The organism is Vibrio sp. M260121, from assembly GCF_036533715.1.
GTDB lineage: Bacteria > Pseudomonadota > Gammaproteobacteria > Enterobacterales > Vibrionaceae > Vibrio.
In genome coordinates, this window is record NZ_JATABF010000023.1 from 51,986 (window position 1) to 78,949 (window position 26,964).

26 protein-coding genes and 2 tRNA genes are annotated in these 26,964 nt (G+C 45.6%); 10 read left to right on the forward strand and 18 right to left on the reverse strand.

Features of this window, described 5'->3' with window-relative positions; genetic code table 11:
- Positions 1–23: 23 nt before the first annotated feature.
- Together pdhR and ampD are read right to left on the reverse strand one after the other, a co-directional pair.
- Positions 24–791: a pyruvate dehydrogenase complex transcriptional repressor PdhR gene (pdhR, locus tag QTO06_RS13930; RefSeq protein WP_005446261.1), complete on the reverse strand. Its 768-nt coding sequence runs from the start codon at positions 789–791 to the stop codon at positions 24–26.
- A gap of 404 nt (positions 792–1,195) precedes the next feature.
- Complete coding sequence (gene ampD / locus QTO06_RS13935; RefSeq protein WP_331408576.1) at positions 1,196–1,747, reverse strand: 1,6-anhydro-N-acetylmuramyl-L-alanine amidase AmpD; 552 nt, start codon at positions 1,745–1,747, stop codon at positions 1,196–1,198.
- A 92-nt stretch (positions 1,748–1,839) separates the two neighbouring features.
- Here ampD and nadC point away from each other — a divergent pair, with 92 nt between their 5' ends.
- The 8 genes from nadC (at position 1,840) to yacG (ending at position 8,963) form a co-directional block, all read left to right on the forward strand.
- Positions 1,840–2,727: a carboxylating nicotinate-nucleotide diphosphorylase gene (gene nadC, locus QTO06_RS13940; RefSeq protein WP_038896785.1), complete on the forward strand. Its 888-nt coding sequence runs from the start codon at positions 1,840–1,842 to the stop codon at positions 2,725–2,727.
- Positions 2,728–2,989: 262 nt separating this feature from the next.
- Positions 2,990–3,427 (forward strand): pilin, encoded by a 438-nt coding sequence (locus QTO06_RS13945; RefSeq protein ID WP_331408552.1) that lies wholly within the window; start codon positions 2,990–2,992, stop codon positions 3,425–3,427.
- Positions 3,428–3,438: 11 nt separating this feature from the next.
- Positions 3,439–5,124 (forward strand): type IV-A pilus assembly ATPase PilB, encoded by a 1,686-nt coding sequence (pilB, locus tag QTO06_RS13950; protein ID WP_331408554.1) that lies wholly within the window; start codon positions 3,439–3,441, stop codon positions 5,122–5,124.
- A 33-nt stretch (positions 5,125–5,157) separates the two neighbouring features.
- A complete protein-coding gene (locus QTO06_RS13955; protein ID WP_005438032.1) occupies positions 5,158–6,381 on the forward strand; it encodes a type II secretion system F family protein in 1,224 nt (407 codons plus the stop codon).
- 72 nt (positions 6,382–6,453) lie between these two features.
- On the forward strand, positions 6,454–7,323 hold the full coding sequence (locus QTO06_RS13960; RefSeq protein WP_258492794.1) for a prepilin peptidase: 870 nt from the start codon (positions 6,454–6,456) through the stop codon (positions 7,321–7,323).
- Complete coding sequence (gene coaE, locus QTO06_RS13965; protein ID WP_331408557.1) at positions 7,324–7,938, forward strand: dephospho-CoA kinase; 615 nt, start codon at positions 7,324–7,326, stop codon at positions 7,936–7,938.
- A 27-nt stretch (positions 7,939–7,965) separates the two neighbouring features.
- Positions 7,966–8,706 (forward strand): cell division protein ZapD, encoded by a 741-nt coding sequence (gene zapD, locus QTO06_RS13970; protein WP_331408559.1) that lies wholly within the window; start codon positions 7,966–7,968, stop codon positions 8,704–8,706.
- 62 nt (positions 8,707–8,768) lie between these two features.
- The gene (gene yacG, locus QTO06_RS13975) at positions 8,769–8,963 is read left to right on the forward strand and encodes a DNA gyrase inhibitor YacG (RefSeq protein WP_009707573.1); all 195 of its coding nucleotides are present in this window, start codon (positions 8,769–8,771) and stop codon (positions 8,961–8,963) included.
- Positions 8,964–9,310: 347 nt separating this feature from the next.
- On the opposite strand, the gene rplS is transcribed toward yacG, so the two are convergent.
- From rplS to ffh, 5 genes are all read right to left on the reverse strand, one after another.
- On the reverse strand, positions 9,311–9,664 hold the full coding sequence (rplS, locus tag QTO06_RS13980) for a 50S ribosomal protein L19 (protein ID WP_005438036.1): 354 nt from the start codon (positions 9,662–9,664) through the stop codon (positions 9,311–9,313).
- A 41-nt stretch (positions 9,665–9,705) separates the two neighbouring features.
- On the reverse strand, positions 9,706–10,449 hold the full coding sequence (trmD, locus tag QTO06_RS13985) for a tRNA (guanosine(37)-N1)-methyltransferase TrmD (protein ID WP_005425529.1): 744 nt from the start codon (positions 10,447–10,449) through the stop codon (positions 9,706–9,708).
- A 27-nt stretch (positions 10,450–10,476) separates the two neighbouring features.
- Positions 10,477–11,025, reverse strand: a complete 549-nt coding sequence (gene rimM / locus QTO06_RS13990; protein WP_005438038.1) for a ribosome maturation factor RimM — start codon at positions 11,023–11,025, stop codon at positions 10,477–10,479.
- Between the two features lie 29 nt (positions 11,026–11,054).
- On the reverse strand, positions 11,055–11,303 hold the full coding sequence (gene rpsP, locus QTO06_RS13995) for a 30S ribosomal protein S16 (protein ID WP_004410028.1): 249 nt from the start codon (positions 11,301–11,303) through the stop codon (positions 11,055–11,057).
- 210 nt (positions 11,304–11,513) lie between these two features.
- Complete coding sequence (gene ffh / locus QTO06_RS14000) at positions 11,514–12,902, reverse strand: signal recognition particle protein (RefSeq protein WP_005438041.1); 1,389 nt, start codon at positions 12,900–12,902, stop codon at positions 11,514–11,516.
- A 213-nt stretch (positions 12,903–13,115) separates the two neighbouring features.
- Here ffh and QTO06_RS14005 point away from each other — a divergent pair, with 213 nt between their 5' ends.
- Complete coding sequence (locus tag QTO06_RS14005) at positions 13,116–13,910, forward strand: cytochrome C assembly family protein (RefSeq protein WP_005438043.1); 795 nt, start codon at positions 13,116–13,118, stop codon at positions 13,908–13,910.
- 155 nt (positions 13,911–14,065) lie between these two features.
- Positions 14,066–15,346 carry an HlyC/CorC family transporter gene (locus QTO06_RS14010; RefSeq protein ID WP_331408563.1) on the forward strand — a complete coding sequence of 427 codons (1,281 nt, stop codon included), beginning with the start codon at positions 14,066–14,068 and terminating at the stop codon, positions 15,344–15,346.
- A gap of 81 nt (positions 15,347–15,427) precedes the next feature.
- Here QTO06_RS14010 and luxS read toward each other — a convergent pair whose 3' ends face one another.
- The 11 genes from luxS to QTO06_RS14065 form a co-directional block, all read right to left on the reverse strand.
- Positions 15,428–15,946, reverse strand: coding sequence for an S-ribosylhomocysteine lyase (luxS, locus tag QTO06_RS14015; protein ID WP_005438047.1), 519 nt, complete (start codon positions 15,944–15,946; stop codon positions 15,428–15,430).
- 91 nt (positions 15,947–16,037) lie between these two features.
- On the reverse strand, positions 16,038–16,643 hold the full coding sequence (locus QTO06_RS14020) for a transglycosylase SLT domain-containing protein (RefSeq protein WP_005438049.1): 606 nt from the start codon (positions 16,641–16,643) through the stop codon (positions 16,038–16,040).
- A gap of 19 nt (positions 16,644–16,662) precedes the next feature.
- Positions 16,663–18,231 (reverse strand): glutamate--cysteine ligase, encoded by a 1,569-nt coding sequence (gshA, locus tag QTO06_RS14025; RefSeq protein WP_331408565.1) that lies wholly within the window; start codon positions 18,229–18,231, stop codon positions 16,663–16,665.
- Positions 18,232–18,394: 163 nt separating this feature from the next.
- Positions 18,395–21,238: a M16 family metallopeptidase gene (locus tag QTO06_RS14030; RefSeq protein WP_331408567.1), complete on the reverse strand. Its 2,844-nt coding sequence runs from the start codon at positions 21,236–21,238 to the stop codon at positions 18,395–18,397.
- Between the two features lie 9 nt (positions 21,239–21,247).
- Entirely contained in the window at positions 21,248–21,709 is a 462-nt protein-coding gene (locus QTO06_RS14035; RefSeq protein ID WP_331408569.1) for a YqaA family protein, read from the reverse strand.
- Positions 21,703–22,653 carry an NADP-dependent oxidoreductase gene (locus QTO06_RS14040; protein ID WP_331408570.1) on the reverse strand — a complete coding sequence of 317 codons (951 nt, stop codon included), beginning with the start codon at positions 22,651–22,653 and terminating at the stop codon, positions 21,703–21,705. Before QTO06_RS14040 ends, QTO06_RS14035 begins: the two co-directional genes overlap by 7 nt.
- A 157-nt stretch (positions 22,654–22,810) precedes the next feature.
- On the reverse strand, positions 22,811–23,941 hold the full coding sequence (locus QTO06_RS14045; RefSeq protein ID WP_270049997.1) for a sodium ion-translocating decarboxylase subunit beta: 1,131 nt from the start codon (positions 23,939–23,941) through the stop codon (positions 22,811–22,813).
- A 9-nt stretch (positions 23,942–23,950) separates the two neighbouring features.
- Complete coding sequence (oadA, locus tag QTO06_RS14050; protein ID WP_045395374.1) at positions 23,951–25,744, reverse strand: sodium-extruding oxaloacetate decarboxylase subunit alpha; 1,794 nt, start codon at positions 25,742–25,744, stop codon at positions 23,951–23,953.
- A gap of 33 nt (positions 25,745–25,777) precedes the next feature.
- Complete coding sequence (locus tag QTO06_RS14055) at positions 25,778–26,035, reverse strand: oxaloacetate decarboxylase subunit gamma (RefSeq protein ID WP_045451185.1); 258 nt, start codon at positions 26,033–26,035, stop codon at positions 25,778–25,780.
- A gap of 596 nt (positions 26,036–26,631) precedes the next feature.
- Positions 26,632–26,708: transfer RNA gene (locus tag QTO06_RS14060), tRNA-Arg, on the reverse strand.
- 57 nt (positions 26,709–26,765) lie between these two features.
- Positions 26,766–26,842, reverse strand: a tRNA-Arg gene (locus QTO06_RS14065).
- Between the last annotated feature and the right edge of the window lie 122 nt (positions 26,843–26,964).

Below are 26,964 nucleotides of genomic sequence, written 5' to 3' on the forward strand. Positions count from 1 at the left end.
TATTTAAGTAAGCGGTTCTTGTATTAAGAATCGTTACCTTGCTGAATTCGACGCAGAGAACGCTCTCGTCGAGACTCTTCTCGAGTCAAATCCAACAATGTTTCTTCAATATAAGCTAAATGTGAGTGAGACATTTCACGTGCCTTTTCAGGCTGACCAGAAACAATCGCATCCACGATATTAGCTCTGTGTTTACTTACTTTATCGACCACTTCATCGCGGCGATGTAAGAGCTTTAGATTCTGTAGAACATTTTGCTCAAGCAAAGGCGCAAGGCTGCGAACAATATGAAGCAGGACGACATTGTGTGCCGCTTCAGTCAAAGCAATCAGAAACTGCATCACTGCAGCGGCTTCTGCCTCAACGTTATCGCCTTTTTGCTCTTCGCTAATTTGATTCAAACAAGCTTGAATGCGTGCAAAATCTTCATCGGTACCACGCAAAGCTGCAAAGTACGCTGAAATCCCCTCCATCGCATGGCGCGATTCAAGTAGGTCTAACTGCGTTTCTGAGTGAGTCGACAACAAGTTCAACAACGGATCTGAAAAGCTTTTCCAGATGTTTTCACTAACGAATGTGCCACCGCCTTGACGACGAGTAAGCAAACGCTTTGCTTCTAAGCGTTGAATGGCTTCACGGACAGATGGACGAGACACATCGAACTGCTTAGCGAGTTCGCGCTCTGGTGGCAACTGCTGCCCCGGAGACAATGTTCCTTCCACAATCAACCTTTCTAACTCTTGTTCAATAACATCAGAGAGTTTTGGCTGACGAATCCTTTGATAAGCCATAATTTATTGTTCTTCTACTCTTGCAGGTAATTGGTAATACCAATTTTAAGATGGTGCAGAAATTAACATAATTAAAACGCCACTGTCCAGCCAAAAATTGACCCAAATCATAGAATGGACTTACAACCAACACTCTGATAACAATCGACTATTAAAACGGCAATAAAATTGGTATGACCAATTACATAAACAAAACAGATGGGAGCTCTGCGTGCTAGTAAATTTGATCAACAAAAACAAAAAATGACAAAATTATCTGTACACTTTTGCACCGATCGCCAATTTAAGCGTTCAAAATGTAGTTAACTTTTAACAAGCGCTCATATTTCTCGTATCGAAAAAAGGCATACCTGAGTGTATGCCTTATTTATTTCTGTTTTTTGAATTTACACTTTCGCTACAAGTTAGCGTTTTATCTGGTGCCGGAACTTGACCCAGTCAAAGCTTAGACCAGGATCGGCTTTTCTCAAGGGAGCGATATACTGATGCCCCGTGATTCTCGGCAAGGTGATTTTTGGGTAGGAATGCATAACAGCTTGGGTCAATGCAGTAAGTGATTGATATTGCTCTTCTGTGTACGCAACAAACTCGGTACCTTCCAACTCAATACCAATTGAATAGTCATTACAGCGTTCTCGGCCAGCGAAGCTGGATTGCCCTGCATGCCATGCTCTGTCTAAAAAAGAAACAAATTGAACAATCTCGCCATCACGTTTAATTAAACAATGTGCCGAAACACCCATTTTGTGAATTACTTCAAAAAATGGGTGTGCATTGGGATCAAGGTTGCCCGTGAAAAAGTCTTCTATATATGAGTCACCAAATTGACCTGGTGGCAGGCTGATGTTGTGAACCACCAGCAGAGAGATGTCATTTTTATCAGAACGAGCATCAAAAAATGGCGATGGGACGTGCTTTGCCTCCGTCAACCAACCATTCTCGATTTTTAGGCACATATCAACCTCTCTACTTTGCAAATTAACTGCTGAAATTATTGACACCGGAGAGTATCATTCGTTGCCATCTCCCTTTCAAGACAAGATTTGCGATGAAGAACACACACAACAGCCAAGAACGCCTAGAATACCTTAAGCAACAACTTCCATTAGAAATCACTCGCGCCGTAGCCGATACCCTAAAAGAAGATCTAGGTGGTACATTGGATGCAGACAAAGACATCACCGCATCGCTTATCCCAGCTGACGCTATTAACACGGCAACCATCATCACTCGTGAACACGGTGTGTTTTGTGGCCAAGCATGGGCAGATGAAGTATTTAAACAACTGGGTGGCAAAGTGACCATCGAGTGGCATGTAAAAGATGGCGACAAGGTTGAACCAAATCAAACACTTTGCACACTGACAGGTCCTGCTCGTGATTTGCTCACTGGCGAGCGCAACGCGATGAACTTTATTCAAACCCTGTCAGGTTGCGCGACCATTACCGCTGAGTACGCAGAGAAAATTGCTCACACTGAGTGCCGTCTATTAGATACTCGTAAAACCATTCCGGGCTTACGCAGTGCGCTAAAATACGCAGTAGCCTGTGGCGGTGGTTTCAATCATCGTATCGGTGTATTCGATGCCTACCTTATTAAAGAAAACCACATCATTGCATGTGGCGGGATTACTCAAGCGATCACTACCGCAAAAGAATTGAACCCAGGTAAGCCTGTTGAGGTTGAGACGGAAAGCTTGGACGAGCTAAAAGAGGCGATCGAAGCGGGTGCAGACATCATCATGCTAGATAACTTCACGACAGATATGATGCGTGAAGCGGTCGCGATCAACGCAGGTCGTGCGGCGTTAGAAAACTCAGGTAACGTCACTCTAGAAACCATCGCTGAATATGCAGAAACCGGTGTCGATTACATCTCGGTGGGTGCTTTGACTAAGCACCTAAAAGCGATGGATCTTTCGATGCGCTTCAAGTAATTCCAGAGAGCCAAGCAAGACTAACTCTCTTAATCTCATAGAGTTACGCTTCAAACCGCAATAAAGAGCCGTAAGGCTCTTTATTTTTATCCGCTTAAAAAATAACACCACTCGCAAAACCTTGCATGCAATATGCAACTACAGTGCAAAGATTTTTATCTCACTCGAGAGCCACTTCGTTTCCAGTTTCCACTTGTTTCTACTCTTTTTACTCTTCTGCCCTATGCATAAGCATTAACTAAATTTATCTTAAGGAAAGAAGATGAAAACGAATAAACAGAAAAAGCAGCAAGGTTTTACGCTGATTGAATTGATGATTGTAGTGGCTGTGATTGGTGTCTTGGCGGCGATTGCTGTTCCACAATATCAAAAATATGTGGCCAAAAGTGAGGCTGCTTCAGCGCTAGCATCAATTACAGGGCACAGAATAAATGTTGAGACTTACGTAGTTGAAAATGGTTCATTTCCAACAACTGCGGAACTACCAGTCCCAACGTCTCCATTTGGTGTTATTAGCTATACAGCTTCTGCTTCTGGAGCAAGCTCATCTTCAGGGGCGATAAAGTTTACGTTCAATAGCTCAGGCGTTAGCCCTGACGTAATTAGTAAAGACGTAACTCTTGGACGTGACGGCACAGGTCAATGGAACTGTACCTCTGGAATCACCGCCACAGGCGTAAAACCGAAAGCGTGCTCATAAGAAATTTAACAGTGTTAACCAACCTCTCAACAGTTCTTCGCCAAGCTGGAATACTGACTTTTTCCCAAGAAGAACTGTTACTTGAGCAAGCTAAAGCTTCTGGTATATCAATGCCAGAAGCTTTACTCAATTCTGGCTTTTTCCAATCTCATGAATTAACAGAGCACCTAAGCTCTGTTTTTGGGCTTTCTTGCACTTCTCTCAATCAATACGAATACGCTTCGTTATGCCAAACGCTGGGCTTACGCGATCTGATCACTCGGCACAACGCTCTGCCGCTTAATCGCACCTCATCAACTTTGATTCTCGCGGTTGCTGACCCAACCAACCTTCAAGCCGAAGACGACTTTCGTTTTGCGACAGGCTTGCAAGTCGAACTTGTTCTGGCTGATTTTCGCGAGCTGACCGCTGCGATTCGGCGCCTATATGGTCGAGCACTTGGGCAGGAAAAGTCGGGATTAAAAGAAATAAACCAAGACGAACTCGCAAGCTTGGTTGAGATTGGGGATGATGAGATTGAGAATATCGAAGATCTCAGCCAAGACGAATCACCGGTCAGTCGTTACATCAACCAAATCTTACTCGATGCCGTTCGTAAAGGGGCTTCCGATATCCACTTCGAGCCCTACGAAAATATGTACAGAGTCCGTTTGCGCTGCGACGGCATTTTGATTGAAATTCAACAGCCACCTAGCCACTTAAGTCGCCGTCTCTCTGCCCGAATAAAGATCCTATCTAAGCTCGATATTGCTGAACGTCGCTTACCTCAAGATGGACGGATCAAACTTAAGTTAAACCAAGACACCGCCATTGATATGCGCGTTTCCACACTGCCAACCCTATTTGGGGAGAAGATCGTACTGCGTTTGCTCGACAGCAGTTCTGCAGCATTAGATATCAATAAACTTGGTTATAGCGACCAACAGAAACAGCTTTATTTGGATGCTCTGCGTCGGCCACAAGGCATGATTCTGATGACAGGTCCAACAGGTAGTGGCAAAACCGTTTCTCTTTATACAGGGCTAAGCATTCTTAACAAACCAGAGATCAACATCTCGACTGCGGAAGACCCTGTGGAGATTAACTTACCCGGCATTAACCAAGTTCAAGTTCAGCCGAAGATCGGTTTTGGCTTTGCTGAAGCACTTCGTTCTTTCTTGCGTCAGGATCCTGATGTTGTCATGGTGGGTGAGATCCGGGACCTCGATACGGCAGAAATCGCGATCAAAGCATCGCAAACTGGTCACTTGGTTCTTTCCACTTTACATACCAACTCGGCCGCTGAAACCGTAATCCGCTTATCCAACATGGGTGTTGAAAGCTTTAACCTTGCCTCCTCACTCAGTTTGATCATCGCCCAGCGGTTAGCACGTAAACTCTGCCCACACTGCAGGCAGCCGCAAGAACCAAATGCCCAACTGAAGCATATTGGGATCATCAACACAGAGCATGTCTTTAAAGCCAATCCAGATGGTTGTAACGAGTGTACCCACGGTTATTCAGGTCGAACGGGCATCTATGAAGTGATGAAGTTTGATGAATCCCTATCTGAGGCGCTCATAAAAGGAGCTTCAGTACACGAATTAGAACAACTCGCTATCGCCAAAGGGATGCAAACCCTACAAATGTCTGGCATAGAAAAACTCAAACAAGGCGTCACTAGCTTCAGTGAATTACAACGCGTTCTCTACTTTTAACTTTTTCAGAAATTTTAGGCAGTCACTCCGCTTATGAAAACCATCACTCCTCAACTTAAGAACTACCGTTGGAAAGGCATCAATAGCTCGGGCAAAAAGACCTCAGGTAATGTCCTCGCCATGACCGAAATTGAAGTGAGAGAACGCCTCGACGCGCAGCACATAAAAATTAAGAAACTGAAAAAAGGTAGTATTTCTTTTGTCACCAAACTGAGCCACAGAGTCAAAGGTAAAGACATCACGGTGTTTACTCGCCAAATAGCTACCATGCTGATGACAGGCGTCCCTATTGTTCAGGCACTTAAGTTGGTTTCAGAAAACCATAAAAAAGCGGAAATGAAATCGATTTTAATGAGTGTGACACGGGCGGTAGAGGCCGGAACGCCAATGTCGAAAGCCATGCGTACAGCTAGCACGCATTTTGACCCGCTTTATACCGATTTAATCGCAACGGGCGAGCAGTCAGGTAACTTATCCCAAGTCTTCGAGCGCTTGGCAACCTACAGAGAAAAAAGCGAACAGTTACGCGCGAAAGTGATCAAAGCGCTTATTTATCCGGCTATGGTTGTCTTGGTTGCCTTAGGGGTTTCCTACCTAATGCTGACCCGGGTCATTCCTGAGTTTGAAAAGATGTTTGTAGGCTTTGGCGCGGATTTACCTGCTTTTACTCAGATGGTATTAGACCTCTCTGCTTGGACTCAAAACTGGGGGCCCTTCATTGGACTCGGTTTCTTGAGTCTTTTGATCGGCTCAAAAGTCATATCGAACCGCTCTGATTCTTTCAAGCTATTACTCGCTCGATCCAGTTTAAAGATTCCCATCTTGGGACCTGTTTTATCCAAAGCCGCCATTGCCAAGTTTAGCCGTACGCTTGCGACCAGTTTTAGTGCTGGCATCCCAATCCTCACCGCGTTAAAAACCACCTCAAAAACCTCGGGTAACATGCACTATCAATTGGCAATCGAAGAGGTATACCGAGATACGGCTGCGGGCATGCCAATGTATATTGCGATGCGCAACTGCAATGTCTTCCCCGAACTAGTATTACAAATGGTCATGATTGGCGAAGAATCTGGCCGCTTGGATGACATGCTCAACAAGATTGCAGCAATTTACGAGTTTGAAGTCGACAATACCGTCGATAACCTAAGTAAGATTTTGGAGCCGCTGATCATCGTTTTTCTCGGTGTCGTTGTTGGCGGTTTGGTCACAGCAATGTACTTGCCAATCTTTAACTTGATGAGCGTATTGGGATAGAATGATCCTTTAGCAAATTAATTCCTTCAAAACAGCATCTTGCTTGTTTGATTCATCGCTCAAGAGACAGATATGGAAGTATTCCAGTACTACCCATGGCTATTCGTTGTATTTGCCACGGTTTTTGGTTTGATCGTGGGTAGTTTCCTCAACGTTGTTATTTATCGATTACCCAAAATCATGGAATTAGAATGGCGACGCGAATGCGCGGAATCATTCCCTGAATACAAAATCGAACCACCAAAAGAGAAACTGACATTAAGCGTACCACGCTCATCTTGTCAGCAATGTGGCACGCAAATTCGTATTCGTGACAATATCCCAGTGATTAGTTGGTTGCTTCTACGCGGTAAATGCCACAACTGCCAATCTCCTATCAGTGCACGCTACCCTCTTATTGAACTGCTTAGTGCCTTTTGTTCGGGTTTTATCGCTTTTCACTTCGGTTTTAGCTACTTCACTGTCGCGCTGGTTTTCTTTACCTTTGTATTGATTGCTGCCACGTTTATCGATCTCGATACCATGTTGTTGCCAGACCAGCTTACATTGCCATTAATGTGGGCAGGTATTGCGCTCGCGCTTTCTGGTATCAGCCCAGTTAACCTACAAGACTCCATCATTGGTGCTATGGCAGGTTATCTGTGTCTTTGGAGTGTTTACTGGTTGTTTAAGCTCCTTACAGGCAAAGAAGGCATGGGCTATGGCGACTTTAAACTCCTTGCAGCATTAGGTGCTTGGCTAGGTTGGCAATCACTACCAATGATCATTTTGCTTTCATCAGTAGTGGGCGTCATCTTTGGTCTTATCCAACTGCGTTTGCAAAAACAAGGTATCGAGAAAGCCTTTCCTTTCGGCCCTTACCTTGCAATTGCGGGATGGGTGAGCCTAATTTGGGGCCATCAAATCCTCAACTGGTACTTTACGTCGATTCTAGGAGTGTAAATGGCTTTTGTTATTGGCTTAACCGGCGGTATTGCGAGTGGCAAAACCACGGTGGCAAACCTATTCAAACAGCAGTTCAAAATCGACATTGTCGATGCTGATATCGTAGCTCGCGAAGTTGTAGAACCGGGAACTCCCGGACTTAATGCCATCATCGAACACTTTGGTGCGGATATTGTTCGCGATGATCAGACACTTGATAGAGCCAAATTAAGAGAAAAGATTTTCTCTAATCCAGAAGAGAAAGCATGGCTTAATGGTTTATTGCATCCGATGATTCGTGAAAAGATGATCGAAGACTTGGAGCAAGTCACATCGGACTACGCGCTTTTAGTTGTACCTTTATTGGTAGAGAATAAGCTTGATAGCTTATGTGATCGCGTTCTTGTTGTGGATGTTGACCCACAAACCCAGATCTCAAGAACCGTAAAACGCGATAATGTCAGCGAAGAGCAAGCAAAAGCCATCTTGGCATCCCAAGCTTCTCGTGAGCAACGACTTGCTCTGGCCGATGATGTGGTGAAGAATAATCCAGATGACCCAGATCTTTTGCTTCAAATCACAGATTTACACGAAAAGTACCTAGCCATGTGTAAGAAAAATCTGCGAAAATAGGAATGAAACTCACCAAGGCTAATGTCGATGACCACGCACAAATTTGAACATCCATTAAATGAAAAAACTCGCATCTATTTAAGAGTTGAGTCTTTGCTGCGTCAGGCTCATCTAGCCTCTGGTTTTGCAGATAACCATCAATATCAGCTGTTCTTTCGTGCCCTTTTCGATATGGTCGAGATCTTCGAGCAAATCCAGCTAAAAAGCGAACTCGCTAAAGATCTTGAAAAGCAGCGTTTAGCTTATCGTAACTGGCTCAATGTTGATGGCGTAGATCAACAAGCACTGAATGAGCTTCTAAAAGAGATCGATGTCGTACACAGCCAATTGATGACAGCTGAGCGCTTCGGCCAAGCATTAAAAGAAGACCGCTTCTTAAGTTCAATTCGCCAGCGTTTCAATCTACCTGGTGGTTCATGTTGTTTCGACCTACCCGCTTTGCATTATTGGCTTCATTTACCGATTGAGCGCAAAAAGCACGATGCTAACCAATGGCAAGTCAGCTTAAAGCCACTTTCTGATGCGTTAGCGCTATGGTTAAAACTTACTCGCGAAACGGGTCACTTCAAAGCACAAATCGCCCGCGCAGGCTTTTTCCAAAGTGATGCTGATGAAGCCAATATTTTACGTTTACACATCCCAATGGAATACGGTGTCTACCCGATGATTTCGGGTCATAAGAACCGTTTCGCCATCAAGTTTATGGCTTTTGAAAGTGGTCAAGCTTGCACGCAAGATGTCGAGTTTGAACTTGCTGTTTGTAGCTAAGCTCAACTAGCACTACTATTGCCTTAATACCTTTGAACACCGAATAAATAGGACGAATGACGATGTCTAAAATTACAGTCGTTCCATGCCCACAATGTGGCGCTGACGTTGAGTGGGGCGAACAAAGCCCTCACCGCCCTTTCTGCAGTAAACAATGCCAAATGATTGATTTTGGTGAATGGGCAGATGAAGAAAACGCCATCGCCGGTGCACCGGATATGTCGGATAGCGATGGTTGGTCTGAAGACCAGTACTAAAGAATTGAGAAGCTAGAGTCGAGAAACAAGGACGCTAAGCTTCGAGAATAATAAAGGGGTTGATGTGAGAGCATCGGCCCTTTTTGTTTTTCGGGATTCGGGATTCGGGATTCGGGATTCGGTTCATTTTGCCTTTCTAAGGACAAGTTCTGTCAACACCTTCGAGACCAAACTTCTTGCACTAACCATCCAACAACACCTCTCGGTTCCTAAAGCGAAGCGCTCTCAAATCTCGAAGCGTAGCATTCCCGCATCTCGAAGGACGAAGTCCGTTCCCTAACTTTTTCACGCATAAAAAAACGGAGCCCAAATGGGCTCCGTTTACTATGAGAACGCTAGTTATAGCATTACTTCTTAGCAAGTTTCTCTTTGATACGAGCTGACTTACCAGAACGCTCACGTAGGTAGTACAACTTGGCACGACGTACTGCACCACGGCGTTTAACTTCGATGCTATCAACAACTGGAGAGTGAGTTTGGAACGTACGCTCAACACCTTCACCGTTAGAGATCTTACGTACAGTGAAAGCAGAGTGAAGACCACGGTTACGGATTGCGATTACAACGCCTTCAAAAGCCTGTAGACGCTCACGCTCACCTTCTTTAACTTTAACCTGAACTACAACAGTGTCACCTGGTGCAAATTTAGGCAGGCCTGATTTCATTTGCTCTTCTTCAAGAGCCTTGATGATGTTACTCATTTTTTAAATTCCTAGAATAAACTGATACTAAATAAATTAGGTTACTTTGCGTTATGTTCACTAATGAACTCAGCAAGTAATTGTTCCTGTTCGTCAGTCAGAGCTAGGTTTTCCAGGAGCTCTGGTCTTCTTAGCCAAGTTCGGCCTAGCGACTGTTTTAGTCGCCATTGACGAATGTCCTTGTGGTTGCCTGACATCAGTACCGCTGGTACTTCTTTATCATCCAACACTTCAGGACGCGTATAGTGAGGGCAATCTAACAAGCCATTTGCAAAAGAGTCTTCTTCTGCTGACGCAAAATCCCCTAGAACACCCGGAACAAACCGAGAGACAGAATCGATTAACGTCATGGCTGGTATCTCACCACCCGTCATCACAAAATCACCAATCGACCATTCTTCGTCGACTTCAGATTGAATGATGCGCTCATCTACCCCTTCGTAACGGCCACAAATCAGAAGTAAATTCTCATTCGTTGCCAGTTCTTCAACCCCTTTTTGGTCGAGTTTGCGACCTTGAGGAGAAAGGTAAATGACTTTCGTCTTACCCGGTGAGGCTGCTTTCGCGGTATGAATGGCATCGCGCAAAGGCTGAACCATCATTAGCATACCAGGGCCACCACCGTAAGGTCGGTCATCGACAGTGCGATGTTTGTCGTGAGTGAAATCGCGAGGATTCCAAGTCTCAATCGACAAAAGACCTTTTTTAACCGCTTGACCTGTTACCCCAAAATCAGTAACAGAACGGAACATTTCAGGAAACAGGCTAATTACGCCAACCCACATGTTTATCTCGCTCTGTAATTTTGGAGATTAGAATCCAGGATCCCAGTCAACTTCGATCCGTTGAGCTTCGCGATCAACTTTGATGATCACTTGCTCTTCAAGGAACGGGATTAATCGTTCCTTCTGCCCGAAAGCATCTTTAAGATTTGCTTTAACAACCAGAACATCGTTTGAGCCAGTTTCTAGAATGTCAGATACGACACCTAGATCGTAACCTTTAGTGGTTACAACTTGCATCCCAAACAATTCACGCCAGTAGAACTCATCTTCTGACAATTCAGGAAGTACCGCAGGGTCGATAGCAATTTCAAAGTTTGTCATTAGATGCGCGTCTTCACGAATATCTAGACCTTCCAGCTTAGCCACCATACCTTTGTTATGGCGCTTCCAGCTTTCTACTTTGTACTCAACCCACGTACCCTTTTGGTTAATAAACCAAGGGCTGTAATCGAAAATGCTTTCAGCATTGTCTGTGTAGGAAAAAACTTTAAGCCAACCACGAATGCCGTAAGTAGCACCAAACTTGCCTACAACAATCTTTTCGTTGCTCATTGTTTCTTTACCTTTCATCGACATAAACTAGTTTCTACTTCTAAAGTAAAAAATTAAGCCGCTTTTTGAGCGTCTTTAACTAGCTTAGCAACGCGGTCAGATAGAGACGCGCCTTGACCAACCCAGTGGTTAACGCGGTCTAGGTCTAGACGTAGACCTTCTTCTTGACCTTGTGCAGTTGGGTTAAAGAAACCAACTTTCTCGATGAAACGGCCAGTTGCAGCGTTGCGGCTGTCCGCTACTACGATTTGATAAAATGGACGCTTTTTAGCGCCGTGACGTGCCAAACGAATGGTTACCATGTCGTCCTCTTTGCTTTCTCAAAAATAAAATTAACCCCAATAATCATTCATAAAACTGAACAATCTGGGGTCTCGTGCCAAAATAAAGCTCCGGAATTTTACTCTTATCCCGAAGCAATGCAAGGGATTTAGTTACTTTTTCACCAACATAAATTGAAATTCAAGTTTGTGATGTAGCTAACACCCTGAAACTAAAGTCTAGGCAATCGTTTAACGACCAAATGGATTGAAGCCACCGCCTCCACCCATACCGCCGCCGCCCATCATGCCTTGCATGTTGCGCATCATGCCTTTCATGCCGCCCTTTTGCATTTTCTTCATCATCTTCTGCATTTGGGTGAACTGTTTCAGCAGACGGTTAACGTCTTGAACCTGAACACCTGAACCTGCAGCGATACGCTTCTTACGCGAACCTTTGATGATTTCTGGGCGTTGACGTTCTTTCATTGTCATTGAGCTGATGATCGCTTCCATCTGCTTAAACATCTTGTCGTCAACTTTGTCTTTCACGTCTGATGGTAGCTGAGACATGCCTGGTAGCTTGTCTAGCATGCCCATCATGCCACCCATGTTTTGCATTTGACCTAGCTGTTCACGGAAGTCTTCAAGGTCAAAACCTTTCTTCTCTTTGAACTTCTTCGCTAGCTTCTCTGCTTTTTCTTGGTCTACATTGCGTTGTAGGTCTTCGATAAGTGACAGTACGTCACCCATACCTAGAATACGCGATGCAACACGATCAGGGTGGAACGGTTCTAGTGCGTCGGTTTTCTCACCCACACCTAGGAATTTAATTGGCTTGCCTGTGATGTGACGAACTGATAGCGCTGCACCACCACGTGCATCACCATCCACTTTAGTCAGAATTACACCGGTTAGCGGTAGCGCATCACCGAATGCTTTTGCTGTATTCGCCGCATCTTGACCTGTCATTGCATCAACAACAAACAGCGTCTCAACAGGGTTAATCGCTGAGTGAAGATCTTTAATCTCCCCCATCATTTCTTCATCGATAGCCAAACGACCTGCGGTATCGACAATCAACACGTCGTAGAATTTCTTCTTCGCGTGGTCGATAGCTGCGTTAGCAATATCAATTGGCTTTTGATCTGGTGAAGATGGGAAGAAGTCGACACCGATGTCTGATGCTAGGGTTTCTAGCTGTTTGATTGCCGCAGGACGGTAAACGTCGGCAGACACAACCAAGACTTTCTTCTTATCACGCTCTTTTAGTAGCTTAGAAAGCTTACCTACCGATGTGGTTTTACCCGCACCTTGTAGACCTGCCATCAAAAGCACTGCTGGCGGTTGTGCTGCTAGGTTAAGCGCTTCGTTAGACTCACCCATTACCGCTTCAAGCTCAGCTTGAACGATCTTGATGAACTCTTGACCCGGCGTTAGGGATTTAGAAACTTCTACGCCAACCGCTTTTTCTTTAACGCGGTTTACAAATTCACGTACAACAGGAAGCGCAACGTCCGCTTCCAATAGTGCCATGCGTACTTCACGTAGGGTTTCTTTAATGTTGTCTTCGGTCAGACGACCTTTGCCACTGATATTCTTCAGCGTTTTGGATAATCGATCCGTTAAATTCTCAAACATCTTTGTCTCTTCGCTAAAATGGCGATTAATTAGTGTGAGTATACCTTAGCCAACGTCACAGTCATACCCGAACACTGCTCTTATCCTTAACTTGAGGGCTAACTCGTTAATTTCAATATCTCATCTCTCGTGATTGATGAGGCATCGCCCATAGCCCCAAAGAGTAATGCAAGGTATAATTTTCACCATTGTGCACAATAACTCTTAAGATTCATGGATAGCTTAATTGCCATCGCAGCCGCCATTCTTTACGTTTTGGCAATTGCGACCATCATTCCCGGACTCTCTCAGCAGTCTGGAATCAAAGCGAAAACCGTATTTGCCAGCGCGGCATGTGCGTTGGTTTTTCACGCTTGGATTCTGAGTGATCTGATTTTCGACGGTTCAGGACAAAACCTCAGCATTCTTAATGTTGCCTCTTTGATCAGCTTTATTATTTCGCTGGTAATGAGTGTGGCGATGTTAAAGAACCGCCTATGGTTCCTTCTTCCTGTGGTTTATAGCTTTGCTGCCATCAATTTAACTGCTGCTACATTCTTACCAAGCACGTTTATTAAGCATTTAGAGAACGACCCTAAGCTACTTATTCACATTTCTTTTGCGCTGTTCTCCTACGCGACTTTGACCATTGGTGCGCTATACGCGCTGCAACTGGCATGGCTCGACCACAAGCTCAAAGCCAAGAAGTCGTTAGCAATTAATCCAAACTTGCCACCATTGATGATGGTTGAACGACAACTATTCAAGATTATCTTGATTGGTAACCTATTACTCACAGGCACATTAATTACTGGCTTTGTCTTCGTACAAGACATGTTTGCTCAGGGTAAAGCACACAAAGGCATCCTTTCTTTCATCGCTTGGATTGTGTACTCAATTCTGCTTTGGGGACACTACCAGAAAGGCTGGCGTGGTAAGAAGGTTACTTGGTTTGCCGTTGCGGGAGCGACATTGTTAACCTTGGCCTACTTCGGTAGTCGCTTTGTGAAAGAGATCATTTTAAGTTGATGTTCTCCATCTATAAAATTGCAATTAATAAGGAGCCTTGTGCTCCTTATCCTTTATATTGATGGGCAAATAAAATAGAGTACCCCTTATTCCATTGACTTAATGACCAAGCTCGGTCATAAATTAACCAAATACATACAAGGAACTGCTGCGTTTTGGACGACATATCTACGGGTATCTTATTTGCGCTACTCGCGTGTCTTATCGTCATATCAGGTTACTTCTCCGGTTCAGAAACAGGGATGATGTCTTTGAACCGCTACCGCTTAAAGCACTTAGCCAATAATGGGCATAAAGGGGCGAAGCGAGTCGAAAAACTACTAGACCGCCCAGATCGCCTGATTGGTCTTATCCTTATCGGCAACAACCTCGTGAATATCCTAGCCTCTGCCATCGCAACCATTCTTGGTATGCGTTTGTATGGTGATTTAGGTGTCGCTATAGCAACAGGTGCACTCACCATGGTTGTCTTGGTGTTTGCCGAAGTCACGCCGAAAACTATCGCATCGCTTTACCCAGAGCGTGTTTCTTACGCAAGTAGTATCCTTCTTACTATTCTGATGAAGATACTGTCACCACTGGTGATGTTGGTGAACTTCATTACCAACGGCTTTATTCGTTTGATTGGCGTGAAAGCGGATCACAACACTGAAGATCACTTAAGCTCAGAAGAACTGCGTACCGTGGTCAACGAAGCGGGCGGCCTTATTCCTCGTCGCCACCAAGACATGCTGGTTTCGATTTTGGATCTTGAACACGTCACCGTGAACGACATCATGGTGCCACGTAATGAGATCACTGGCATCGACATCAATGACGATTGGAAATCTATCGTCCGCCAACTGACTCACTCTCCTCATGGCCGCATTGTGCTGTATCGTGACCAGATTGATGAAGCGGTGGGTATGCTGCGTCTGCGCGAAGCGTACCGTTTGATGCTAGAGAAGAACGAGTTCAACAAAGAAACACTGCTACGAGCCGCCGATGAGGTGTACTACATCCCAGAAGGCACACCTCTGAATGTGCAGATGTTAAAGTTCCAGCGCAACAAACAGCGCATTGGTTTGATTGTCGATGAGTATGGCGACATTAATGGCTTGGTAACGTTGGAAGATATCTTGGAAGAGATCGTTGGCGAATTTACCACTTCTATCGCACCAAGTTTATCGGAAGAAATTACTCCGCAAGGTGATGGTAGTTTCTTGATAGAAGGCAGCGCCAATATCCGAGATATCAATAAAGGCTTGAAGTGGAAACTACCGACTGATGGTCCACGTACTTTGAATGGTCTGATTCTAGAACATTTAGAAGACATTCCAGAAAGCCATTTAAGCGTGCAAGTCGCTGGGCATCCAATGGAAATTGTCGACATTGAAGAGAATCGCATAAAGCTTGTTAAGGTGTACCAAAAACTCAAGAAAAGTAGCGATAAATAGCGTCGAAAAAACAAAAAAGAGCCTGACATTGTCAGGCTCTTTTTTATGCGTTTGAATCTACGCTCTTATCTGAAAGACAGATTAGTCGATACGTAGCTCTTTTAGCATTGACTCTGGCAGCGCAAGCTCGTCATTCTTATTGACTGATACACCGGCTTCTAGAATGTTCTTCGCGATTTGCTTTGCTTCATCCAGAGAGTGCATTGCTGCTGTACCACATTGGTACTCGTTCAACTCAGGGATCTTGTTTTGGTTTTCTACTTTCAAAACATCTTCCATCGCAGCAATCCAAGCGTCAGCCACTTGTTGCTCTGAAGGCGTGCCAATCAAACTCATGTAGAAACCAGTGCGACAGCCCATTGGTGAAATATCAATGATCTCAACACTCTCACCATTTAAGTGATTACGCATAAAGCCTGCGTACAAGTGCTCTAATGTATGAATCCCTTTCTCAGAAAGGATGTCTTTGTTTGGCGCAGTGAAACGTAGGTCAAATACCGTGATGGTGTCCCCTTTTGGAGTTTGCATCGTTTTAGCCACACGGACTGCTGGTGCATTCATGCGTGTGTGGTCTACGGTAAAACTGTCTAATAAAGGCATTACATCTCTCCTGATTGTAATCACCAACACTCACAAGTATTGGTCGTTATTTCTGTTCATTCCCTCACTCATAATCCATGGATTGAGTGAGCTAAAAGAACCAGCCGCTGTTGTCTTCTAATTCCTGACGACATTGTTTCAGCTGCCAGCCATAAGTCTTTGCGGTTTGCTCTACGCGTCTTGCAACCTTAATCAAGCTTGGTTTGCTGTTATAAGTTCCACGTTTGTAACCGCCACGCCCCTCGTGATAGGCAAGGTACTGGTTGTAAGGATCCCACAACGAGATGCCCAATTGGCGACGAGTTTCATGGGTATACCAACCGACAAACATCATGGAGTCGTCAAAGTTAGTACGTGAACCGCCTTGTCCCGTTGCATCTTGGAAATCATCCCAAGCAGGATCTTGAGCCTGGGCATAGCCGTATGCGCTGCTTACACGCCCCCATGGAATAAAGCCAAGAATGTAATCTTTTGGTGGTCGAGCGTCGTGGCGAAAGCTACTTTCTTGCTTAATGATCGCCATGGCCACGTTGATTGGCGTGCCCCACTCTTCTTCCATATCTTTGGCATCTTCATACCAACCAGATTTTTCTCGGAATATTTCACATAGGTTGTCTTGTTGCTTTGGGGGCGCAGTCGCACAACCGGCTAACATCACGCTCCCAAGTACAGACACCACTAACGGCTTAATGTCCAATCCCTGTCCTTACTACTGATTATTGTTGTAGGTAAGCAAAGTAATCTTCTAAGAAATCATCGAAGGATAACGTATCACTTTGCTCTGCTTGTTTTTGCTTCTCTACCGATGTCGCAACTTCCGTTTCCATAGCGTCAGCTGAATATTGCTCATAGCTGTGTGCTAGGTTTTCTTCACGGAACTTCATACCAAGCGCACAACCCACTTTACCCAAACCGCCGTGCTCTTTTGTCAGTTCAAGCAGTTGGCCAGAAATAGTCAGCTCTGGTTCATCAATCCAAGATTCTAGCTTGTCACAAACCGCTTGGTACGCATTGCCACCAGCTGCGGCATCCATTTCAACCGCAATCAAACGAAGGTCAGCGAACACACGATGAGCCCAATCTTGCAGAGACAGACGCTCGCCTTGGCAACCGATTTGCAGCATCAAGCCTTTCTCGCGACCAGAAACAATGACTTTGTTCCAGTTGTCACGCCAGCATTCTAGCTCGCAGTTATCCATCGGGTCAGAGTCAGAAAGCGCAGCCCACGTTAGGAATAGGTCAAGGAAGCGAACTTGCTCTTCACTCACACCAACGGCACTGAATGGGTTCACATCTAACGAGCGAACTTCAATGTATTCCACACCGCCACGTTTAAGCGCTTCCGAAGGCTTTTCACCGCTCTTAGTCACACGTTTCGGACGAATTGGGGCGTACAGTTCATTCTCAATTTGCAGAATGTTTGAATTAAGCTGACGGTATTCACCATCGACTTTCACACCAATCTCAGCAAACTCTTCAGATGGACGACGAATCGCGTCACTCAAACCTTCAAGATACTGGTCGATACTATTAAAGCCAATCTTAAGCACGCTTTGAGCGCTGTTGGTGTAACCGAGATCACTCAGGCGCAGAGAGGTTGCTTTTGGTAGGTATAAGGTGCCACCAATTTTCTCAAATGGCAGATCCGTTTCACGTCCTTGAATGAACGAGCCACACAATGCTGGTGAAGCACCAAAGAAGTACGGGATCATCCAACCAAAGCGGTAGTAGTTACGGATTAGAGCAAAGTACGCTGTAGATTTCGTTTCTTGGCGAGCTTCTTCACCTTGCTCACCATGCAGCGCATCCCAGAACGATTCAGGGAAAGAGAAGTTGAAGTGCACACCCGAGATAATTTGCATCAAGCTACCGTAGCGGCGTTTTAAACCTTCACGGTAAAGCGTTTTCATTTTTGCTGAGTTTGATGAGCCATATTGAGCCAACTGAATATCATCTTCAGTGCCTACATAACATGGCATCGAAAGTGGCCACATTTTCTCTTCACCCATTTTGGTTTGAGTGAAGTGATGGATGTCTTTCAACTGCCCCATCAATTCAGGAATCTCATGTGATACAGGCGTAATGAATTCCAGTAGAGATTCTGAAAAGTCTGTCGTGATCCATTTGTTTGTGAACGCTGAGCCCAAACCCTCTGGATGAGGTGTTGTTGCTAGGTGTCCATCCTGACGATAGCGCAAAGTTTCTCGCTCAACACCGCGTCCAAACTGCTTAAATACTTCTGGGTTTGATGCAACTTGTTTTAGTCGCGCAGCAAAATCAGTCAAAATGAGGTTCGCTTATATTGGGAGCAGGACACTCGCCAAGCATGGCAAGTGAAAGCTAAGTTATTGATATATAATCCATCTAGATAAATAACCCATCAAAAAGTCATTTATCTAGTTAGAAACGAATAGCGGAGAGTCTCCTCTCCGCTATTAAATGTGTACTCTATCGAATGATTTCAAGCTCTTCCACGTCTTTCCCTAACTTTTCTAGTTGAGGGCGAAGGGATTTCGCATCTCCGACGACCACGATTTGATAGTCGTACGGGTCAAACCATTTCTGTGCTAGAGCGTTGAGCGTCTGCTTATCGACGGTCTCAACAATAGCGTTTCGTTGTTGTAGATAATCTTTATCTAAGTTGTATTTCAAAATATCACTGATGAGTTTGCCTTTCTGTGTTGGCGTCTCATATTTCAGTGCATCTTTTTGACCGACCGCTTGGCGCATAAATTTCAATTCATCGTCAGTCATGCCCGATTGTGAGAACTCGTTCAACTCATTCTCCATCTCGATGATAGACGCCACCGTCGAATCCGCACGCACTTGCGCAGTAAATACAACCGATCCCGTTTCTACATTACCGGAGAAATAACCATAAGCACCATAAGTGTAGCCTTTGTCTTCACGAAGGTTTTGGTTGATACGGCTATTAAAGTTACCCGCTAGGTTAAAGTTTGCTAACTGACCTAGATAGAAATCACCTGTTGCATCGTAAGGCATGCCTTGACGAACCATCATGACCACACTTTGTGGTGCCCCTGGCTTATCCACCAAGTGCACTTTTTGCGTACCGAGTGGTGCGATAGTTTGCGGCGCGTAAAGTGGAGCGGCTTCATCTTGCCAATTTGCCCAGAAAGACAGCTGTTTCTCTAAGTCCGCTTTGCAGATATCACCAACGGCAATGATCTGTGCGCTTTGTGGCGTGTAGTGCTTCGCATAGAAATCACGAACATCATCCAACGTCAGCGCTTGAAGCCCCGCCTTGGTGCCATCTTTCGGACGTGCAAAGATAGAATCGCCATACAGCACTTGGCGACTTGCCTGCGATGCCATCCAGCTTGGTTTTTGATGTTCATACACCAAACCTTCTAGTGCTTGAGCTTTTACGCGGTCGAAGTCTTCTTGCTTAAATGCTGGCAATAGCAACATTTCTTCGACAATCTTTAGCGTTGGCGCTAGGTTTTTCTCCAGAGAAGAAACGCTGATGTCTGTGGTATACCCCGTCGCATCAACAGCAATCACACTGCCTAACTTGTCCAGCTCTGCTTGAATTTCTTCAGCTGAATGTTTTGTCGTGCCTTCTTGCAGCATCGCCGCGGTCAACTGAGCAAGACCCTCTTTACCTTTCTCAACGAATCGTGTCCCTGCTGGCAAGCTAAACTGCATGGTCACGGTTGGTGTCTCGCTGCTCATGGTCCCCAGTAACTCAGAGCCATTCTTGAAGTGGATGTCGTACAACTTCGGCATGGTTGCTTCTACTGGGGCACCAACAGGCGGCTGCACAGAGCGATCGAAGTTATCCGTCGCTCGACGGTACGCCAATTGGTCATCAGTAATCTTTTCGTACTCTGGCAAAGTACGCTTTGGTGTCACAAACGTCGCAGGTTTTACCGCAAGTTCGGTCTTACCACGTGGCACAACGCTCAGCGTTACCTTGTTCTTACCTTGAATGAAATCACTGTATGCTTTCTCTACGGATTCAGGCGTCACCGCACGAAGCTGTTCAAGTTGCTCTTCAATCAGATCCGGTTTACCAAAGAACGTTTGATTCGACGCCAGTTGCGTTACTTTACCTTTCACACTTTCTAGAGCAAAAATCGCATCAGCTTCCGTTTTGCCTTTCAATTGTTCAAGGCGATCTTTGGTTACACCGTCTTTGGCAAACTTATCAAGCGATGCCATCAACTCATCATACAACTTAGTAAGATCGCCTTTGTCACCAGAGTCTCCCATCGCGTAGACATAGAAGTTACACGACAGCTCAGCACAATCATGGAACGATCCTGCATCGACTGCTTTCTGGGTTTTAACTAAGTCTTGATAAAGCACACTGTTAGTGCCACTACCTAGTACACTTGATAGCGTATCTAGTGACGCTTGATTTGCTTCACCGTTGTAGGTTGTAGGCCATGCCACCATGACCATAGGTTGCTGAATACGGTCTTCTAAGGTGATGAATTTGCTTTCTGCTAGTTTCGCAGGCTGCTTAGGTGCATTTTCCACTTCAGGACCACGAGGGATAGAGCCGAAGTATTTATTCACCCACGCCAGCGTTTGTTCAACATCGATATCGCCACCAATGGTCAATACCGCGTTGTTTGGACCATACCAACGTAGGAAGAAAGCTTTCAGATCGTTCACATCAACGCGATCAAGATCTTCAACATAACCGATCGTCTGCCATGAATATGGGTGGCCTTCAGGGTACAGCGCTTCAGCCATACGTTCCCACATCAAACCATACGGGCGGTTATCGTAACGTTGGGCACGTTCGTTCTTCACAGTAGAGCGTTGGATCTCAAACTTACGCTGCGATACCGCATCCAACAAGAAGCCCATACGATCCGACTCTAACCACAGCATTTTCTCTAGCTGGTTAGCTGGTACGGTTTCGAAGTAGTTAGTGCGGTCACGGTTAGTGGTGCCATTTAGGGTGCCACCCGCTTCCGTAATAATTTTGAAGTGCTCTTGATCCCCCACATTCTCAGAGCCTTGGAACATCATGTGCTCAAAGAAATGAGCAAAACCTGACTTACCAATTTCTTCACGTGCTGAACCTACGTGGTAAGTCACATCAACATGAACCAATGGGTCTGAATCTTCTGGTGCCAGAATCACCGTAAGACCGTTATCGAGTTGATATTTCTGGTATGGGATTTTCACTTTGCCTTCTTCCGCTTTCGATGACTCGACGAAAGTAACTCCATCAGGCAGTGATGATACAGGGGAGTTTGATGCACAGCCCGTGATCACTAATAGTGAGCACGCGCTTACCCAAAACATTCTCATGCGCTTTCCTTAAAATAAACCGAGATAGATGGCGGCCAACAAGCTATACCTTGCGGCTTTGCCTAAAAATATAAGAACCAAACACGGCAGAAATTTCATCCTTAACCATCCTGCCGCTAAACATAGCGGGTCACCAATCACTGGTAACCAGCTAAAAAACAATCCCCAATACCCATATTTAGATAACCACTTCAATGCGGTATGAGCGTGCTTCTCATCTTGGGTTTTATTTGGAATCCACAACCCAAGCCAATAGTTAGTAAGACCGCCAAGGGTATTACCAATGGTGGCAACAATAATGATGGAAGAAACTGAGTATTGGTTTAGCGATAAGGTGGCAATCAATCCAGCCTCAGAGCCACCAGGTAACAAAGTGGCGCTGAGAAAACCGGTGATGAATAGCACCCACAATGCAGAGTCAGAAAACCACAGTGCTAGGTTTTCGAAAGCCGCATTAAAGGCTTCTAACATGTCATATCAAGCAAGATCTTGCCTCGCGTCCGTCCGGATTCGACTTGTTTGTGTGCTTCCACAACCTCATTCATCGGATAGACGTGTTGTATTTCTGTTTTCAACAATCCAACCCCAACCATATAAAGTAAGGTGTCGAGTTGTTCGCGATCGGGTTCCACCAACATACCGCTCGCCTCAAAGCCAAGCAGCTTCGCCCTTTCGCAGATCAGTTCGGCGGTAATGGTTGGAACGGTGATGACTCGTGCATCATCAGTCAGGCATTTGAGAGCATCAAGTGCGGCATCGCCACCAACAAGATCAATCAAAACATCCACATCTTCAACACGTTCTGACACTGGCGCAAATTGATAGTTCACTGCATGCGCCCCCAATGTGGCGAGGTAGTCTAAATTTCGCTCACTGCAGGTGGTAAAGACTTCGGCTTTGGCTGCGACGGCGATTTGTACCGCTATATGTCCAACGCCACCAGCGCCTGCGAGAATCAATACTCGGTCGCCTTCGGTAACATTGGCCTTGCTTAATGCTTGAGCCGCCGTTTGCCCCGCAAGAGGTAGAACCGCTGCCGCTTCTAAAGTGACAGTATTTGGAACATGGCTGAGTTCAGATTCGGGAACACAAACGTATTGGCTGTAACCACCGCCTCGTATAGGGAAGCCGATAAACCCTGCTACCTCGTCGCCTTCATTAAAACGCGACGTTCCCTCTCCACAGGAAACAACTTTTCCTGAGATGTCATAACCCGGAACCCAAGGTAAGTTATCTTTATTTTGTGCGGCAGCCCATCCAAGCCCTGCTCGAGTTTTAACATCAATTGGATTTATGCCTGAGTAGGCAACTTTAATGAGGATTTCACCCGCTTGTGGTGCCGGTGTTGTGGTGGTTTGCAGTGCAAGAACGTCTGCGTCGCCAAATTCGGTAATCGCTATCTGTTTGTGTTCCATAACCCATTCCCTGCGAGAAAACAAAAAGGGATGCAAGAGCATCCCTTTGACTATAAACCATTTTGTTTGTCGAAGTTAATCGCCAATTTGTAAATTGATAGCTAATTCCATTTCATAGAATATCCACCAACTTTCAGGCGCTACTTACGGTGACACACTAACCAACAAGTGCGAGCAAAATACCAGCCGCTACCGCTGAACCGAGTACCCCAGCAACGTTTGGTCCCATTGCGTGCATCAACAAGAAGTTTTGTGGGTTTGCTTCTAGGCCTACCTTATTCACAACACGTGCCGCCATTGGTACTGCAGAAACGCCTGCCGCACCAATAAGTGGGTTGATGTCTTCTTTCGAGAACTTGTTGAGCAGTTTCGCCATCAGAACACCCGCGCCAGTACCAATACTGAATGCGACTGCGCCAAGCCCCAAGATACCTAACGTTTCTAGGTTCAAGAACTGCTCAGCTTGCAACTTAGAACCAACACCAAGTCCTAAGAAAATGGTCACAATGTTGATCAGTTCGTTTTGAGCGGTTTTCGATAAACGATCCACCACACCAGCTTCACGCATCAAGTTACCCAAACAGAACATACCAACTAAAGGCGTTGCCGATGGTAAGAATAGAATCGTCATCAGTAGAACAGCAAGTGGGAAGATCACTTTCTCCCACTTACCCACATGGCGAAGCTGGGCCATCTTGATCTGGCGCTCTTCTTTGGTTGTCAGAGCTTTCATGATTGGTGGCTGAATGATCGGTACTAAAGCCATGTAGCTGTATGCTGCCACGGCAATCGCACCTAACAGATCTGGAGAGAGTTTACTCGCCAAGAAAATAGCCGTTGGGCCATCCGCACCACCGATGATCGCGATAGACGATGCATCCGCCATGGAGAACTCCATACCCGGAACATAGTTAAGTAGAATCGCACCAAACAATGTTGCGAAGATACCAAACTGCGCCGCAGCACCTAACCACAAGGTTTTCGGATTCGCAATCAAAGCACCAAAGTCGGTCATCGCACCTACGCCCATGAAGATCAATAGCGGGAACACGCCCGACTCGATCCCAATGTAGTAGACGTAGTACAGCAAACCGCCCGGATCGGTAAAGCCAGCGTTTGGAATGTTCGCTAAGATGGCACCAAAGCCAATTGGTAATAACAGTAAGGGCTCAAAGCCTTTTTTAATCGCTAAAAACAGCAAGGCACAGCCAACCAGCATCATACAGATTTGGCCAAACTCGAAGTTAGCGATCCCTGTTTCTGACCATAGGGTCATCAATCCGTCCATGATACTCCCTTACGCTAGACTCAACAGTGGCGAACCAACCGTAACGGCATCACCTTCTTTCACGTTCAGTTCTTGAACTACCCCACCACGTGCTGCACGAACTTCAGTTTCCATCTTCATCGCTTCTAAGATAAGGAGAACGTCACCTTCCACAACTTCAGCACCCGGTTGAACATTCACTTTAAAGATGTTGCCCGCAAGAGGGGCTGGCACCGCTTCAGCGGCACTATTTGCAGGTGCGCTCGGCGCTGCAGGTTGAGCAGGTACAGTTGCTGTATTTGGCGTCACAGAAGTTAATTGACCTTGAGGGCCTACCTCCACTGCATACACTTGGCCATCAACACGCACGCTGTAAGTTTCAACGCCACCAGATACAGGTTGTGCTACAGGTGCAGCAGCAGGCTTCGCAGCTTCTAGCGTTGGGGCTGGTTCGAAGGCATCTGGATTACCACGATTTTTCAGGAACTTCAGGCCAACTTGAGGGAACAGTGCGTAAGTAAGCACATCATCAACACGTTCACTTGCGAGCTTAATGCCTTCAGACTGTGCTTTCTCCATCAAATCAACCGTTAGGGTTTCCATTTCCGCTTCAAGTAAATCGGCAGGGCGGCATGTAATGGCTTCTTTACCATCCAACACTTTCGCTTGAAGTGCTGTATTAACAGGAGCAGGCGCTGCACCGTATTCACCCTTCAAAACACCAGCGGTTTCTTTGGTGATGCTCTTATAACGCTCACCTGTCAACACGTTAATTACCGCTTGAGTACCAACGATCTGAGACGTCGGTGTTACCAGCGGGATAAAGCCAAGATCTTCACGCACGCGTGGGATCTCTTCCAGTACCTCATCAATACGATCCGCAGCACCTTGCTCTTTTAGTTGACCTTCCATGTTGGTCAGCATGCCCCCAGGAACTTGGGCGATTAGAATGCGTGAATCCACACCTTTTAGCTGACCTTCCCACTTGGCGTATTTCTTACGTACTTCACGGAAGTAAGCCGCGATAGGCTCGATTTGGTCTAGTTTCAGATTGGTATCGCGCTCAGTGCCTTGCAGCATCGCAACCACGGTCTCAGTAGGCGTATGGCCGTATGTACAACTCATCGAGGAAATCGCAGTATCAAGAATATCGATACCCGCTTCTACAGCTTTCACGGCGGTCGCAGTAGATAGACCGGTCGTTGCATGACAGTGAAGCGCTAGTGGCACATCACAAGATGCTTTGATGCGTGTGATCAGCTCTTCCGCTTCATAAGGTTTAAGCAGACCAGACATATCTTTAATACAAAGAGAGTGACAACCTAAGTCTTCAAGACGTTTAGCAAGGTCAACCCATGTGTCTGTGTTATGCACTGGGCTCGTGGTGTAAGACAAGGTACCTTGTGCGTGAGCACCGACATCTACTGCCGCTTTTACCGCCTTTTGGAAGTTACGTACGTCATTCATTGCATCAAAGATGCGGAACACGTCCATACCATTGGCATGAGCACGCTCAACAAACTTCTCTACTACGTCGTCAGCATAATGACGGTATCCTAAAAGGTTTTGACCACGTAGTAGCATTTGCATTGGTGTGTTTGGCATCGCTTTTTTTAATTCGCGTAGGCGCTCCCATGGGTCTTCTCCCAAGAAACGGATACACGCATCAAATGTTGCGCCACCCCAGGTCTCTAAAGACCAGTAACCAACCTTATCTAACTCAGCTGCGATAGGCAGCATATCTTCGATACGCATACGCGTAGCAAACAGGGATTGATGGGCGTCACGAAGGACCACATCAGTGATAGCCAGTGGTTTAGACATGCTCTTAAACTCCTTTTTAATCCTATCTTTCGGCTACTTCACGACAGAGGCGCGATGTTTATGAATCGCAGCCGAGATCGCCGCCACTACTTGTGGACTAACAGCTGAAGAGGTTGGTTGAATGTTGGTATTTGTTTTCGGTGCTGCGATCGGCGCAGGTACTTCTTCCGGTACCAATTTCGACAATAGCCGAACGAGATAAACTAGAATGGTGAGGAAAATAAATACGACCGCCATCCCTGTTAGCATCAGGGTGGCCGCATCTACTAGCAGGCTTCCTATATTCGTCATGTTGCTTCCTTTCTTTGTCATCCTGACAATGTGCAGGACTCTAATAGCGTCAAATCCCGACCAATGGATTATCTCGATTGGTTAAATTTTGTCAATTTTGTTTAAGGAAGCTTTTAAATAATCTCTAATATTGATTATTTATTCACTACCCAGATCACAAATTACACTAAAATTCACTTCGCTAGTGGGTTCGCTCAACATATAACCACACTAAATTAAAGTGTTTATGAAAACTGCGATTGGGATTTCAAAATGAAAAGAGTCTTTAGGAAGAAAGTAAAATAAAAACAGAAAGATAGATTAAATTAACACAATACAAACACCTTGATAACACAAGTTAAACATCGATAATTTCGTTAATGTTTATCGGGAGCTATTGGTAGCGGTTCATCAGTCAGGCGATAGAGAACACAAACAGAAGCTTCGGAGTGACTATTTAAGCGAAGCAATGCCATTGGATAAAAGAGTCCAGAATCATACGCCGAAACAGGATCTCACAGGGGTAGATAGCGCTAAAACGGTTGAAAGGCGTTGAATCTCATAGCCAAACATCAGATACAAAAAAGCCCCGCATAAGCGAGGCTTTTTCTAAAGAGTGGCGCGTCCTGGAGGATTCGAACCTCCGACCGCCTGGTTCGTAGCCAGGTACTCTATCCAGCTGAGCTAAGGACGCACAGGTTTCGATATCGGTATTCCCAATATCAGGAGTTCACGAGGAAACCCTAAAGAGTGGCGCGTCCTGGAGGATTCGAACCTCCGACCGCCTGGTTCGTAGCCAGGTACTCTATCCAGCTGAGCTAAGGACGCGCAAGTTTCGATATCGGTACTCCCAATATCAGGATATCTATAAAAGAAACCCTAAAGAGTGGCGCGTCCTGGAGGATTCGAACCTCCGACCGCCTGGTTCGTAGCCAGGTACTCTATCCAGC

Bases quoted from the DNA above. Each gene is read 5' to 3' on its own strand.
- pdhR (WP_005446261.1), bottom strand. From the start codon at position 791: ATGGCTTATCAAAGGATTCGTCAGCCAAAACTCTCTGATGTTATTGAA.
- ampD (WP_331408576.1), bottom strand. From the start codon at position 1,747: ATGTGCCTAAAAATCGAGAATGGTTGGTTGACGGAGGCAAAGCACGTC.
- nadC (WP_038896785.1), top strand. From the start codon at position 1,840: ATGAAGAACACACACAACAGCCAAGAACGCCTAGAATACCTTAAGCAA.
- QTO06_RS13945 (WP_331408552.1), top strand. From the start codon at position 2,990: ATGAAAACGAATAAACAGAAAAAGCAGCAAGGTTTTACGCTGATTGAA.
- QTO06_RS13955 (WP_005438032.1), top strand. From the start codon at position 5,158: ATGAAAACCATCACTCCTCAACTTAAGAACTACCGTTGGAAAGGCATC.
- QTO06_RS13960 (WP_258492794.1), top strand. From the start codon at position 6,454: ATGGAAGTATTCCAGTACTACCCATGGCTATTCGTTGTATTTGCCACG.
- coaE (WP_331408557.1), top strand. From the start codon at position 7,324: ATGGCTTTTGTTATTGGCTTAACCGGCGGTATTGCGAGTGGCAAAACC.
- zapD (WP_331408559.1), top strand. From the start codon at position 7,966: ATGACCACGCACAAATTTGAACATCCATTAAATGAAAAAACTCGCATC.
- yacG (WP_009707573.1), top strand. From the start codon at position 8,769: ATGTCTAAAATTACAGTCGTTCCATGCCCACAATGTGGCGCTGACGTT.
- rplS (WP_005438036.1), bottom strand. From the start codon at position 9,664: ATGAGTAACATCATCAAGGCTCTTGAAGAAGAGCAAATGAAATCAGGC.
- trmD (WP_005425529.1), bottom strand. From the start codon at position 10,449: ATGTGGGTTGGCGTAATTAGCCTGTTTCCTGAAATGTTCCGTTCTGTT.
- rimM (WP_005438038.1), bottom strand. From the start codon at position 11,025: ATGTCGATGAAAGGTAAAGAAACAATGAGCAACGAAAAGATTGTTGTA.
- rpsP (WP_004410028.1), bottom strand. From the start codon at position 11,303: ATGGTAACCATTCGTTTGGCACGTCACGGCGCTAAAAAGCGTCCATTT.
- ffh (WP_005438041.1), bottom strand. From the start codon at position 12,902: ATGTTTGAGAATTTAACGGATCGATTATCCAAAACGCTGAAGAATATC.
- QTO06_RS14005 (WP_005438043.1), top strand. From the start codon at position 13,116: ATGGATAGCTTAATTGCCATCGCAGCCGCCATTCTTTACGTTTTGGCA.
- luxS (WP_005438047.1), bottom strand. From the start codon at position 15,946: ATGCCTTTATTAGACAGTTTTACCGTAGACCACACACGCATGAATGCA.
- QTO06_RS14030 (WP_331408567.1), bottom strand. From the start codon at position 21,238: ATGAGAATGTTTTGGGTAAGCGCGTGCTCACTATTAGTGATCACGGGC.
- QTO06_RS14035 (WP_331408569.1), bottom strand. From the start codon at position 21,709: ATGTTAGAAGCCTTTAATGCGGCTTTCGAAAACCTAGCACTGTGGTTT.
- QTO06_RS14040 (WP_331408570.1), bottom strand. From the start codon at position 22,653: ATGGAACACAAACAGATAGCGATTACCGAATTTGGCGACGCAGACGTT.
- QTO06_RS14045 (WP_270049997.1), bottom strand. From the start codon at position 23,941: ATGGACGGATTGATGACCCTATGGTCAGAAACAGGGATCGCTAACTTC.
- oadA (WP_045395374.1), bottom strand. From the start codon at position 25,744: ATGTCTAAACCACTGGCTATCACTGATGTGGTCCTTCGTGACGCCCAT.
- QTO06_RS14055 (WP_045451185.1), bottom strand. From the start codon at position 26,035: ATGACGAATATAGGAAGCCTGCTAGTAGATGCGGCCACCCTGATGCTA.